Consider the following 12,278-nt stretch of genomic DNA (forward strand, 5'->3'; position numbering starts at 1 on the left):
CGCTCCCTCTGTGGCCGCGCGCGGCGCATTGACGGAGTGAGTACTCACTCCGTACCCCTGGCCCGCATGACAGAGAAGGCAGAGAACCCCTCCACCCCGCCCCGCCGCCGCGCTCCGGCCATGGATCCCGATCAGCGCCGCGCGATGATCGTCGCCGCGGCGCTCCCCCTCGTCGTCGAGTACGGCGCCACCGTGACGACCGCGAAGATCGCCCGAGCCGCGGGCATCGGGGAAGGCACGATCTTCCGCGTCTTCGAGGACAAGGACGCCCTGCTCGCGGCCTGTATGGCGGAGGCCGTACGGCCCGATGACACCGTGGCCCATCTGGAGTCGATCGCCCTGGACCAGCCGCTGGCGGACCGGCTCGCCGAGGCGGCCGACGTGGTGCGCGGACACATGGCGCGCATCGGCGCGGTCGCCGGAGCGCTCGCGGCGGCCGGGCGGCTGGAGCGCATGGCGCCCAAGCCCGGCAAGGACGGGCGCCTCCCGGACCGCGAGGCGAGCCTGGTCCGGCCGCGCGCCGCGCTGGCCGCGCTGTTCGAGCCCGACCGGGACCGCCTGCGGCTCGCCCCGGAACGGCTCGCCGACGCCTTCCAGCTGACGCTGATGTCGGCCGGGCGCCTGGGCGCCCCCGACCCGCTGACCACCGAGGAGGTTGTGGACCTCTTCCTGCACGGCGCGCTCGTGGCGCCCGGGGAGGGCCGGTGACCGGATCCGACGCGTACGAAGCGCTCCCGCACCGCCGTCGCACCCTGGTCACCCTCGCCCTGCTGGGCTGCGCGTTCCTGGCCATGCTGGACGGCACCGTGGTCGGCACCGCGCTGCCGCGCATCGTCGAGCAGATCGGCGGCGGGGACTCCTGGTACGTCTGGCTCGTCACCGCCTATCTGCTGACCTCCTCGGTCAGCGTGCCGGTCTACGGCCGCTTCTCCGACCTCCACGGCCGCCGCCGGCTGCTGATCGGCGGGCTCGCCGTCTTCCTGATCGGCTCCACCGCGTGCGGCCTGTCCGCCTCCATGCCCGCCCTGATCCTCTCCCGCGCGCTCCAGGGCCTGGGCGCCGGATCCCTGCTGACCCTCGGCATGGCGCTGGTCCGCGACCTCCACCCGCCGTCCCGCCCCCAGGGCCTGATCCGGATGCAGACGGCGATGGCCGCCATGATGATCCTGGGCATGGTGGGCGGCCCGCTCCTCGGCGGGTTACTCGCCGATCACATCGGCTGGCGCTGGGCGTTCTGGCTCAACCTCCCGCTCGGGCTGGCCGCTGGCGCCGTCATCGCCCTGGCCCTGCCCGACCGCCGTCCCGCCACCCCGCCGTCCGGCCGGCTCGACGTGGCGGGGATCCTCCTGCTCGCCGCCGGGCTCTCGCTCGCGCTGACCGGCCTCAGCCTCAAGGGCAACGCGACCGCCGGACACGCGCCCGCCTGGACGGACCCGGCCGTGCTGGGCTGTCTGCTCGGCGGTCTGGCGCTGCTCGCCGCGCTCATACCGGTCGAGCGGCGGGCCGCCGTCCCCGTCCTGCCCCTGCGGCTGTTCCGGCACCGCACCTACACCGCCCTGCTGACCGCCGGTTTCTTCTTCCAGGTCGCCGCGCTGCCGGTGGGGATCTTCCTGCCGCTGTACTTCCAGCACATCCGCGGCCACTCGGCCACCGCCTCCGGTCTGCTGCTGCTCCCCCTGCTCATCGGCATGACCCTGGGCAACCGGCTCACCGCCGCCACCGTGCTGCGCAGCGGGCACGTCAAGCCGGTGCTGCTGATCGGCGCGGGGCTGCTCACCGCCGGTACCGCCGCCTTCGTCGCCCTGCGGGCCACGACGCCTCTCGCGCTGACGTCCGTTCTGCTGCTGCTCGTCGGGCTCGGCGCCGGACCGGCCATGGGCGGGCTCACCATCGCCACCCAGAGCGCCGTCCCGCGTGCCGACATGGGCACGGCCACCGCGGGCTCCGCGCTCACCAAGCAGCTCGGTGGCGCGGTCGGCCTGGCCGGCGCCCAGTCCCTGATCGGCCACTCCGGCGCGGCCGCGCCCACCGCCACGGCCATCGGCTCCACCGTCGCCTGGAGCGGCGGCGCCGCCGGGCTCCTCGCCCTCGGGGCGCTGCTCCTCATGCGCGACATCCCCGTCGCCACGGCCGGGAAGCACCCGGGCGCGCCCACTCCCCCGCCCGCCACCTCCGCGGCGGCGCCGAGGACCGATCGGCGCCCTTGATCGCGAGGGCTCACCTGATCCCGAGCGTTCAGCTGCCCTCGAGGACATGAGGCGCTCACTTGACCTCAAGCGCTTCAAGTGTCGGATGCTCGACATATGACGGCGACAGAGACGGAGACAGAGGTCGAGGTCCGGGGCTCCCCGATGACCATCCAGCAGGTGTCGAGGCTGAGTGGCCTCTCGGAGCCGACACTGCGCTACTACGAGAAGATCCGCCTGATCCCCGCCGTGGACCGCGACCCGGACAGTGGCCACCGGCGCTACCACCCCCGCGTGGTGGAGACGATCAAGGCGCTGGGATGCCTGAGATCCACCGGCATGAGCGTACGGGACATGCGTGCCTACCTCAGCCACCTCGACGAGGGCGCGCGGGGCGCGGCTCCCCTGCGTGACCTCTTCCAGCGCAACGCGGACCGCCTGGAGCGGGAGATCGCGCTCATGGAGGTCCGGCTGCGCTATCTGCGACTCAAGGCGGACATGTGGGACGCGCGTGAGCGCGCCGACGCCGGTGCCGAGCACCGGGCGATCGAAGAGCTGACGGACGTCATCGACGCGCTTCAGCCGTGAGCAACACAGCTACGAGAAACACGGCTGCGAGAAACACACTTGGGAAGGGATCCGAAACACCCCATGGAAAGCAGGACAACCCCCGTGTCCGCTGATGCCGGCACCGACGCCCGTGGCGACACCCGTGACGACGCCGCCAGTGGCGAACTCGTCCTGGTGACAGGAGGCAGCGGCTATGTCGGCACCCATGTGATCAGCGGTCTGCTGCGGAGCGGCCATCGGGTCCGCACCACGGTCCGCTCGCACGGCTCGGCCACGAGCGCCGCCGCCGGCGTCCGGTCGGCCGTCGCGGCCTCCGGTGTCGATCCCGGCGGGCGGCTCGACATCGTCAGCGCCGACCTGACCACGGATGACGGCTGGGATGACGCGATGGCGGGGTGCACGCATGTCCACCACGTCGCGTCACCGTTTCCCTCCGTCCAGCCGGACAACGCCGACGAGCTGATCGTCCCCGCGCGAGACGGCACCCTTCGTGTGCTGAGGGCCGCACGGGATCAGGGTGTGAGGCGGGTCGTGATGACGTCCTCGTTCGCCGCGGTGGGGTACAGCCACAAGGACGGTGCCGAGTACGACGAGAGCGACTGGACCGACCCCGAGGACGACAACCCGCCCTACATCCGCTCGAAGACCATCGCGGAGCTGGCCGCCTGGGACTTCGTGGCGAAGGAGGGGGACGGCCTCGAACTGACGGTGCTCAACCCGACCGGGATCTTCGGTCCGGCACTCGGCCCCCGGCTGTCCGCCTCGCCGGAACACGTCCGGGCGATGCTGGAGGGGGAGATGTCGGCCGTCCCCCGCGCACACTTCGGCATGGTGGACGTACGCGATGTCGCCGAGCTCCACCTCCGGGCCATGACACATCCCGCCGCGGCCGGACAGCGCTTCCTCGCCAGCGGCGACCGGACCGTCAGCCTCCTGTGGATCGCCCGGGTGCTGGCCGAACACCTCGGCGAGCGCGCCGCCCGGGTGCCCACGCGGGAGTTCGACGACGAACGAGCGCGGGAAGCGATCGGCGTGACGGAACGGGTACCGATCCTGCGCACCGAGAAGGCGCGTTCCGTGTTCGGCTGGACCCCGCGCGACCCGGTGACGACCATCCTCGACACCGCGGAGAGCCTGTTCCGCCTGGGCCTGGTGAAGGGCTGATCCGCCTGGGCCTGGTGAAAGGCTGATCCGCCCCTGGCCGCTGCCGCCCCCTGACGGGGGCGGTAAGGTCGGCGTCATGGAGTGATGACCCGGCACACCGACCGTATGGACGCCGCCGTTGGAGCCCGTGCTCCGGCGTGTGTTCGGTGTGCCCGCGGCACCGTCATTCACTTCACACGATCGGATCCGTATGACCGACGACACGTTCCTCATGACCGACGACATCTTCCTCGACGATGTCGCCGAGCGACTCGCCGCCCTGCCCACCGTGCATGCCGTCACCCTCGGGGGCTCGCGTGCGCAGGGCACCCACACCCCGGAGAGCGACTGGGACCTGGCCCTGTATTACCGGGGCGGCTTCGACCCGGCCACGCTGCGGGCCGTGGGCTGGGAGGGCGAGGTCTCCGAGCTCGGCGAGTGGGGCGGAGGCGTCTTCAACGGGGGCGCCTGGCTGACGATCGACGGACGGCGCGTGGACATCCACTACCGCGACCTCGAGGTGGTGGAACACGAACTCGCCGCATCACGCCAGGGCCGCTTCCACTGGGAACCGCTGATGTTCCACCTCGCGGGCATCCCCAGCTATCTGGTGGTGGCCGAACTCGCCCTCAACCAGGTGCTGCGGGGCACCCTGCCCCGCCCCGAGTACCCGGCGGCGCTGCGTGAGGCGGCGCCCCCGGTGTGGCGCGAGCGCGCGGCCTTGACCCTGCGGTACGCCTCGGCCGCGTACGTGGGACGTGGCCAGGCCACCGAGGTCGCGGGGGCGCTGGCGACCGCCGCCCTCCAGACGGCGCACGCGGTGCTGGCGGCGCGCGGTGAGTGGGTCACCAATGAGAAGCGGCTCCTCCAGCGGGCGGACCTGCGCGCCATCGACACGATCGTGGCGGGGCTGCGGCCGGAGCCCACCGCCCTGGCCGAGGCGATCGCCGCCGCGGAGGCGCTGTTCGAGGCCGCGGGCTGAGCGGTGGCCCGGGCGGAGCAGGGGCCTGGGGGCTGAGCAGTGGACCCGGGGGCGGAGCGCTCCTCCGCCCCCGGGTTCGCCCCCGGGTCCGCCCCAGCTCCAGGTCAGCCGAGTCACCGGGCCACCCCCGCTGGTTGGGTCAGCCGCGCCGGGTGACGATGCTCAGCGCATTGGCCACGACGATGGCGCCCACACTGACCCACTCCGTCCACCCCAGGCTCTGTCCCAGACCGACCCAGCCGACCAGCGCGGCCAGGACGGGGTTGACGCTCATGAAGAGCCCGAACGCCTGGGCGGGCACACGGCGCAGCGTGAACAGGTCCGCGAGGTACGGCACGGCCGAGGAGAGGACGCCCGCGACGACGGCGTACGCCGCGGCGCTCACGGTCGGCGGCTGGTGCACGGCGACGGCGATCCCGACCGGCAGGAACATCAGCGCGGAGATCCCCGCGGCCGCCGCCGACCCCTGGGCGCCGGGGACCCGCCGCCCCACGGCGCGGTTGAGCAGGATGTACGACGCCCAGCACACGGCGGCCAGCAACCCCAGCCCCATGCCCAGATAGTCGGCCGAAGGGCGCGGGCGCATGAGGGTCACCACGGCGGCCGCCGCGACCAGCGCACAGCAGGCGTCCACACGGCGCCGTGAGCCGGCGAGCGCGATGCACAGCGGGCCGAGGAACTCCAGGGTCACCGCCAGCCCGAGGCCGATGCGGTCAATGGCGCTGTACAGGGACAGATTCATGGTTCCGAACACCACGGCGAGCCCCACCACCGGCCGCCACTGCCACCAGGTGAAGCTCCGCAGCCGGGGCCTGCCGACGGCCAGCAGGACGATCGCGGCCACGTACTGGCGGACGGCGACGACCCCGATCGGGCCGATGACGGGGAAGGCCTGGGATCCGATCGCGGCGCCGGTCTGGTTGGAGAGCCCACTGCCGATCATCGTGGCCACACCGGCGAACCGCCGTCCGGTCGGCCGCTGATCAAGGTCGGTGCGGTGTGCGGTTTCGGTCGCTCGTGGGGAGGGGGTGCGTGACGCGGGGGCGAGTCGCATGCGTCGATCGTGCGCCCGGCCCATGCATGCACAAAATGCGTTCAGCGCTCTATCTATACGCTGGATGTATGGATGTGGAGCTGCGGCAACTGCGCTGCCTCGTCGCGATCGTCGACGAGGGCACCTTCACCGACGCCGCCATCGCGCTCGGCGTCTCCCAGGCGGCCGTGTCCCGGACCCTGGCCGCGCTCGAACGCGCCCTGGGGACAAGGCTGTTGCGGCGGACCTCCCGTGAGGTGACCCCGACGGGCACCGGGCTGCGCGTGGTGGCACACGCCCGGCGGGTGCTGGCCGAGGTGGACGGGCTGGTCCGGGAGGCCGTATCGGGCCACGCCCATCTGCGGATCGGTTACGCCTGGTCCGCGCTGGGCCGTCACACCCCCGCCTTCCAGCGCCGCTGGGCCCAGGCGTACCCGGAGACCGAGCTGCACCTCGTCCGCGTCAATTCCGCCACCGCGGGGCTGACGGAGGGCGCCTGCGATCTGGCCGTAGTGCGCAGACCGCTCGACGAGCGCCGCTTCGACTCCGCCATCGTCGGGCTGGAGCGGCGGCTGTGCGCCGTGGCCGCCGACGACCCGCTCGCCAGGCGCCGCTCGGTCCGGCTGGCCGACCTCAGCGGGCGCACCCTGCTGGTCGACCGCAGGACCGGCACCACCACCGCGGAGCTGTGGCCCCCCGACTCCCGGCCGGCCACGGAGGAGACCCACGATGTGGAGGACTGGCTCACCGTGATCTCCGCGGGCCGCTGCGTCGGCATGACGGCGGAGTCCACCGCCAACCAGTATCCGAGGCCCGGAATCGCCTACCGGCCGGTCCGCGACGCCGAGCCGATCGCGGTACGCCTCGCCTGGTGGCGGGACGACCCGCACCCCGCCACCCAGACCGCGGTCGAGCTGCTCACCACCCTCTACCGCAACGGCTGACCCTGGCCCCAACCCATCCATACGGACTGTTCCGGATAATCCAGTACGGATCGAATTGTTACCCTGGGCCACATGACCGCCATGGCGCCCACCAAGACCGAACCCGACCTGTCGTTCCTGCTCGACCACACCAGCCACGTCCTCCGCACCCAGATGTCGGCCGCGCTCGCCGAGATCGGGCTGACGGCGCGGATGCACTGCGTGCTGGTCCACGCCCTGGAGGAGGAGCGCACCCAGGCGCAGCTCGCCGAGCTCGGCGACATGGACAAGACCACGATGGTGGTGACGGTGGACGCCCTGGAGAAGGCGGGCCTCGCGGAGCGGCGTGCCTCGACCCAGGATCGCCGGGCCCGGATCATCGCGGTCACCGAGGAGGGCGCGCGGATCGCCGAGCGGAGCCAGGAGATCGTGGACCGCGTCCATCGCGAGGCACTGGCGGCGCTGCCGGAGACCCAACGCGCCGCACTGGTAAGGGCGTTGACCCGGCTGTCCGAGGGACATCTGGCCACGCCCGCCGAGAGCCCCCGCCCGGCCCGGAGGGCGCGGCAGCGCGAAAAGTAGAGCGGAGACACCCGCGCGGCGCGCCACGCCATGCGCCAAGTAGAGCCGAAACAAATAGTCTGCAACAAAACCATCTGCTACGGTCACTCCTGTCGCGCCTACTGACGGGAGTGTCCGCATGTCCGCCACCTCATCCGACCCGACGTCTCCTCGCGTCCCCCCTTCACGCCAACTGGCCCTCGGGGTCATCGCCACCGGCATGCTGATGGTGATCCTCGACGGCAGCATCGTGACGGTGGCCATGCCCGCCATCCAGAGCGATCTGCGGTTCTCCCCCGCCGGGCTCAGCTGGGTCGTCAACGCCTACCTGATCGCGTTCGGCGGCCTGCTGCTGCTCGGCGGCCGCATCGGCGATCTCATCGGCCGCAAGCGGGTGTTCCTGACCGGCACCGCGGTGTTCACCGCGGCCTCGCTGCTCGCGGCCGTGGCCACCTCCCCCGCGGTGCTGATCGCCGCCCGGTTCCTCCAGGGGGTCGGCAGCGCGATGGCCTCCGCGGTCAGCCTGGGCATCCTCGTCACGCTCTTCACCCAACCCGCCGAACGGTCGAAGGCGATCGCCGTGTTCAGCTTCACCGGCGCCGCCGGAGCGTCGATCGGCCAGGTGCTCGGCGGCCTCCTCACCGACGCGCTCAGCTGGCACTGGATCTTCCTGATCAATCTGCCGATCGGACTGCTGACGCTCGCGGTCGCCATACCCGTCCTGCCCGCCGACCGCGGACCGGGCCTCGCGGCAGGCGCCGATGTCCTCGGCGCCCTGCTCGTCACGGCCGGGCTGATGCTGGGCATCTACACCGTGGTCAGGGTGGCGGACCACGGCTGGACGGCGGCGCGCACACTCGTCCTCGGCGCCGTCTCGATCCTCCTGATCGCCCTGTTCCTGGTCCGCCAGGCCACCGCCCGCACCCCGTTGATGCCCCTGCGGATCCTGCGGTCACGCGGGGTGGCGGGGGCCAATCTGGTCCAGCTCCTGATGGTGGCCGCGCTCTTCTCGTTCCAGATCCTCGTCGCCCTCTATCTGCGCAATGTGTTGGGGTACGACGCCACCAGAACCGGTCTGGCCATGCTCCCGGCCGCCATCGCCATCGGCGCGGTGTCCCTCGGCGTCTCCGCGCGGCTGAGCGCCCGCTTCGGCGACCGCGCGGTGCTGCTGACCGGGCTGGCCCTCCTGACCGGCGTTCTCGGCCTGCTCATCCGCGTCCCCGTGCACGCCCGGTACGTCCCCGACCTCCTCCCGGTGATGCTGCTCGCCGCCGGTTTCGGGCTGGCGCTCCCGGCGCTGACCAGCCTCGGAATGTCCGGTGCGAAGGAGGACGAGGCCGGGCTCGTCTCCGGGCTGTTCAACACCACCCAGCAGATCGGCATGGCGCTGGGCGTCGCGGTGCTGTCCACCCTGGCCGCCTCCCGCACGGACGCCCTGATCGCCCGGGGCAAGAGCCGGGCCGAGGCGCTGACCGGCGGCTACCACCTGGCCTTCGCCGTCGGAACGGGGCTCATCGTGGCGGCCTTCGCGGTGGCGTTCACGGTACTGCGAGCACCTGCGCGGAAGCCCCCCTCCATGCCGCGGAACACCAATCCCCCCGCCACACCGGTCACCACCGCCTGATCCCCTCCTCCGCCGCCACCACCGCCACCAGCGCCACCAGCGAAAGGTTCACCCTCATGACGACGACCGAGAACAACAGCCCGGCGAACGGCGCCGAGACGAAGCCCGGTGCCGGACCCGCGCCCCGGGTGCTCACCGAGGAGGAGCTGTCCAAGACGCTGCGGGACCAGCGGTTCGGTGTGCTCGCCACCGTCAGGCGCAGCGGCCACCCCCATCTGTCGACCGTGATCCACCAGTGGAGCCCCGAGGAGCGCGTGTTGCGCATCTCCTCGACCGCCGACCGGCTCAAGGTGCGTCAGCTGCGCCGCGACCCGCACGCCGCCGTGCATGTGGGCGCCCCGGACGGCTGGTCGTTCGCGGTCGCCGAGGGCGAAGCGGAGGTGTCGGAGGTGACGGCCGTCCCCGGGGACGCGGTCGGGCGGGAACTGCTCTCCATGACGCCCGGTTTCGCCGATCCACACGACGAGACGGCCTTCCTGGAGCAGTTGGTGGCGGACCGGCGGGTCGTGATCAGGATCCGGGTGTCCCGGCTGTACGGAACGGCCCTCGACGTGACCAGCGCCTGACCCCCTCGTCGTAGCCCGGCTCCCCCGCGTGGCAAGCGGGCCTCCGGTCTGGGCGACGATGAACATCGCGCCCGGGCCGTACGTACCGGGGAATGCGAACGCACCTGGTGAGCGCGCCGGGTGACCGGTGAGGAGGGCTCGGGTGTCCGCCCCTTGGACGAGGAGAGATACCGTGAACGCACATCGTCTGCCGTCGCGCCCACGCCCGCGGCCGCGGCGGATCGGCGCCCTGGCCTTCGCCGCCTCGGCGCTCGTCCTCGCCACGGCGGGCCCCGCCCTGGCCCACACCGAGGTGAGCGCCTCCGACGCCCGCGCCCTGGCGAAGAACGTCACGCTGACGTTCGAGTCGGAGGCGGAGGACGAGGGGGCCGGTTTCACCGGGATCCGGACCGTGTTGCCCAAGGGCATCGACCCCGGCGATGTGGAGCTGAAGCAGGCCCCGAGGGGCTGGAAGCTGAAGCCCACCGATGACGGCTACTCGGTGGGCGGACCGGCGCTCGCACCCGGCGCGAACGCCGAACACAGCGTCGTCGTACGGCAGTTGCCCGATGCCACAGCGCTGGCCTTCAAGACCGTGGACACCTATGAGGACGGCAAGGTGTCGCGGTGGATCGAGGTGGCCCGCGACGGGGAGCCGGAGCCGGAGAATCCCGCCCCGCTGCTGAAGCTCGAGGCCGCGGCATCCGACGGCGGATCCGCGTGGCCCGCCGTGGGCATCATCATCGGCGTCTGTCTGTTCGCCCTGGCCGGAGGGTTTGTGCTGTTTCAGCAGCGGCGCGGCTCGGACCAATGACCCCGGAGCGCGGGTTTGCTGTCGGGTCGAGTGGTAACGCGGTGAACATGACCGAGAAGAAGAACGCACACACTGCCCAGAGCACCAACGTGAACGCGAAGGCCACCGCCACCAAGGCCAAGGAGACCGCGGAAAAGGCCAAGGACACCGCGGGCAAGGCGGAGACCACGGCGAAGACCGCCGCGGCCGGCGCGGCGACGACCGCGGCGCACACCGCTCATGTCGCCGCCGACAAGGCTCAAGTGGCCGCCGGGAAGGCCGTGGCCACCGGTCGTACCGTGGCCGCCGAGGCGCCCAAGAAGGCCGCCGCGGCGGCGGGTTCGGCCTGGATGGTGATCAAGGGGCGGAAGGTCCTGGCGGCCGTCGCCGGTGCGGGTGCCGCCGCCGCGGGCGCCACCACCGCGGTCGTCCTGCGCAGGCGCGCGGCTCGCCGCCGCCGCCCGCTGGCCCGGCTGACCGGCGGCCGGCTCGGCTCTTGAGAGCCGCGGTCGACCGGCGTTCTGGGCGGATCTCAAGGCGGCGGATCTCAAGCCGGCAGTGGCCGTCACCCGGGCCGGAACAGCCGGTGGCCGGGCATCCGGCCACCGTTCGTGCCGGACCCCGCGGCCACCACCCGCACCCTGCCTTCCGGCCCCGCCCGCGGCTACTCAGCCGCCCAGGTCACCGGCAGCTCGTGGACACCGTAGAACGAGGTGTTCTCCCGGTACCCGATCTCCTCCGGGGCCACCGCCAGCCGCAGAGCGGGGAACCTGACGAGCAGCCGCTGTAGGAGCACCTTCAGTTCCACCCTCGCCAGCTGCTGGCCCAGACACTGGTGCACACCGTGCCCGAACGCGAGGTGGGAGGTGTGCGACCGGTCGAGGACAAGGCGGTCGGGGTCGGCGAACCGCTCGGGGTCCCGGTTGGCGGTGGACACCAGACCGGCCACGATCTCGCCCTTCGCGATGGGGTGACCATTGATCACGGCGTCCTCGGTGGCGGTGCGCACGGTGCCGAAGTTGTTGACGGGGAAGTAGCGAAGGAACTCCTCCACGGCGCTGTCAATGAGATCGGGGTTCTCCCGCAGCCGGGTCAGCTGCTCACGGTCCTGGAACAGCGCCAGCATGCCGAGGCCGATCAGGTTCTCCACGGGTTCATGACCGGCGAAAATGATGGTCATCGCAATGCCGACCACCTCCTCGTCGGTCAGCGCACCGCCCTCGACCTCATCGTGCAGCAGCCTGCTGATCATGTCGTCCCCGGGCTCGGCCCGCTTGGAACGCACGAATCCGCGCATCTCGTCCCACCACGCGGTGGCCATCGCGCCGACGGCCTGATCGTCGCCGCCGGTCTCCCGGAGCGTGCGCACCTCGTGGTCGAACTTCTGGTGGTAGGTGTACGGCACGCCGAGGATTTCGGAGATCACCATCGCGGGCACCGGACTGGCATAGGCCGCCACGAGGTCCGCGCTCGTGCCCGCCGCCTCCATCGCGTCGAGGTGCCGGTCGGCCAGCCGCTCGATCCGGCCGGTCAGTTCGCGCGCACCGCGCACCGAGAACTCGGCGGTGAGCGTGCGGCGGTAGCGGGTGTGGTCCGGCGGGTCCATGGAGAAGAAGAAGCCCGCCGGTATCTCCGGACTCATCGCCGGGAACGGCACCCGGGCGCCGCTGAACCGGGCGTCGGCCAGCATGGCCCTGATGTCGTCGTGCCTGGTCAGGAACCACATCACCAGACCGCCGGGCAGCTCCAGTTTGCCCAGTTCGCCCGCGTCCCGCAGTCGGCGGTGGGCCTCCGGCGGGTCGTACGGACAACGCCGTTCGGCCTTCACGGTCCCCGGAAGGGACAAGGTCTCGCTCACTGTTGACTCCCTCGTATGCCCATCATGGGCGACTGGTGTGTCCGGGACTGATTTGTGTGG

13 protein-coding genes are annotated in these 12,278 nt (G+C 72.0%); 11 read left to right on the forward strand and 2 right to left on the reverse strand.

The annotated features are described in order from the left end of the window. Positions 1–66: 66 nt before the first annotated feature. The 5 genes from ACT2CW_RS14410 (at position 67) to ACT2CW_RS14430 (ending at position 4,881) form a co-directional block, all read left to right on the forward strand. Positions 67–708, forward strand: coding sequence for a TetR/AcrR family transcriptional regulator (locus ACT2CW_RS14410; RefSeq protein WP_445516843.1), 642 nt, complete (start codon positions 67–69; stop codon positions 706–708). Further along, positions 705–2,207 carry an MFS transporter gene (locus ACT2CW_RS14415; protein ID WP_445516844.1) on the forward strand — a complete coding sequence of 501 codons (1,503 nt, stop codon included), beginning with the start codon at positions 705–707 and terminating at the stop codon, positions 2,205–2,207. Before ACT2CW_RS14410 ends, ACT2CW_RS14415 begins: the two co-directional genes overlap by 4 nt. A gap of 96 nt (positions 2,208–2,303) precedes the next feature. Next, positions 2,304–2,774: a MerR family transcriptional regulator gene (locus ACT2CW_RS14420; protein ID WP_445516845.1), complete on the forward strand. Its 471-nt coding sequence runs from the start codon at positions 2,304–2,306 to the stop codon at positions 2,772–2,774. 84 nt (positions 2,775–2,858) lie between these two features. Next, entirely contained in the window at positions 2,859–3,920 is a 1,062-nt protein-coding gene (locus ACT2CW_RS14425) for an SDR family oxidoreductase (RefSeq protein ID WP_445516846.1), read from the forward strand. 190 nt (positions 3,921–4,110) lie between these two features. After that, positions 4,111–4,881: a nucleotidyltransferase domain-containing protein gene (locus tag ACT2CW_RS14430; RefSeq protein WP_445516847.1), complete on the forward strand. Its 771-nt coding sequence runs from the start codon at positions 4,111–4,113 to the stop codon at positions 4,879–4,881. A 139-nt stretch (positions 4,882–5,020) separates the two neighbouring features. Here ACT2CW_RS14430 and ACT2CW_RS14435 read toward each other — a convergent pair whose 3' ends face one another. Continuing rightward, positions 5,021–5,935 (reverse strand): EamA family transporter, encoded by a 915-nt coding sequence (locus ACT2CW_RS14435; protein ID WP_445516848.1) that lies wholly within the window; start codon positions 5,933–5,935, stop codon positions 5,021–5,023. Positions 5,936–6,003: 68 nt separating this feature from the next. Here ACT2CW_RS14435 and ACT2CW_RS14440 point away from each other — a divergent pair, with 68 nt between their 5' ends. From ACT2CW_RS14440 to ACT2CW_RS14465, 6 genes are all read left to right on the forward strand, one after another. Then, positions 6,004–6,858 carry a LysR family transcriptional regulator gene (locus ACT2CW_RS14440; protein WP_445516849.1) on the forward strand — a complete coding sequence of 285 codons (855 nt, stop codon included), beginning with the start codon at positions 6,004–6,006 and terminating at the stop codon, positions 6,856–6,858. A gap of 72 nt (positions 6,859–6,930) precedes the next feature. Further along, the gene (locus ACT2CW_RS14445) at positions 6,931–7,419 is read left to right on the forward strand and encodes a MarR family winged helix-turn-helix transcriptional regulator (protein ID WP_445516850.1); all 489 of its coding nucleotides are present in this window, start codon (positions 6,931–6,933) and stop codon (positions 7,417–7,419) included. A 118-nt stretch (positions 7,420–7,537) separates the two neighbouring features. Beyond that, the gene (locus tag ACT2CW_RS14450) at positions 7,538–9,022 is read left to right on the forward strand and encodes an MFS transporter (protein ID WP_445516851.1); all 1,485 of its coding nucleotides are present in this window, start codon (positions 7,538–7,540) and stop codon (positions 9,020–9,022) included. Between the two features lie 56 nt (positions 9,023–9,078). Then, positions 9,079–9,588, forward strand: coding sequence for a pyridoxamine 5'-phosphate oxidase family protein (locus ACT2CW_RS14455; protein ID WP_445516852.1), 510 nt, complete (start codon positions 9,079–9,081; stop codon positions 9,586–9,588). Positions 9,589–9,760: 172 nt separating this feature from the next. Next, on the forward strand, positions 9,761–10,381 hold the full coding sequence (locus ACT2CW_RS14460; RefSeq protein WP_445516853.1) for a DUF1775 domain-containing protein: 621 nt from the start codon (positions 9,761–9,763) through the stop codon (positions 10,379–10,381). A gap of 47 nt (positions 10,382–10,428) precedes the next feature. Next, positions 10,429–10,860: a hypothetical protein gene (locus ACT2CW_RS14465; RefSeq protein ID WP_445516854.1), complete on the forward strand. Its 432-nt coding sequence runs from the start codon at positions 10,429–10,431 to the stop codon at positions 10,858–10,860. A gap of 164 nt (positions 10,861–11,024) precedes the next feature. On the opposite strand, the gene ACT2CW_RS14470 is transcribed toward ACT2CW_RS14465, so the two are convergent. After that, complete coding sequence (locus tag ACT2CW_RS14470) at positions 11,025–12,218, reverse strand: cytochrome P450 (protein ID WP_445516855.1); 1,194 nt, start codon at positions 12,216–12,218, stop codon at positions 11,025–11,027. Positions 12,219–12,278 lie beyond the last annotated feature (60 nt).

Source organism: Streptomyces sp. NEAU-174 (genome assembly GCF_052665095.1).

Bases quoted from the DNA above. Each gene is read 5' to 3' on its own strand.
- ACT2CW_RS14410 (WP_445516843.1), top strand. From the start codon at position 67: ATGACAGAGAAGGCAGAGAACCCCTCCACCCCGCCCCGCCGCCGCGCT.
- ACT2CW_RS14420 (WP_445516845.1), top strand. From the start codon at position 2,304: ATGACGGCGACAGAGACGGAGACAGAGGTCGAGGTCCGGGGCTCCCCG.
- ACT2CW_RS14430 (WP_445516847.1), top strand. From the start codon at position 4,111: ATGACCGACGACACGTTCCTCATGACCGACGACATCTTCCTCGACGAT.
- ACT2CW_RS14435 (WP_445516848.1), bottom strand. From the start codon at position 5,935: ATGCGACTCGCCCCCGCGTCACGCACCCCCTCCCCACGAGCGACCGAA.
- ACT2CW_RS14440 (WP_445516849.1), top strand. From the start codon at position 6,004: ATGGATGTGGAGCTGCGGCAACTGCGCTGCCTCGTCGCGATCGTCGAC.
- ACT2CW_RS14445 (WP_445516850.1), top strand. From the start codon at position 6,931: ATGACCGCCATGGCGCCCACCAAGACCGAACCCGACCTGTCGTTCCTG.
- ACT2CW_RS14450 (WP_445516851.1), top strand. From the start codon at position 7,538: ATGTCCGCCACCTCATCCGACCCGACGTCTCCTCGCGTCCCCCCTTCA.
- ACT2CW_RS14455 (WP_445516852.1), top strand. From the start codon at position 9,079: ATGACGACGACCGAGAACAACAGCCCGGCGAACGGCGCCGAGACGAAG.
- ACT2CW_RS14465 (WP_445516854.1), top strand. From the start codon at position 10,429: ATGACCGAGAAGAAGAACGCACACACTGCCCAGAGCACCAACGTGAAC.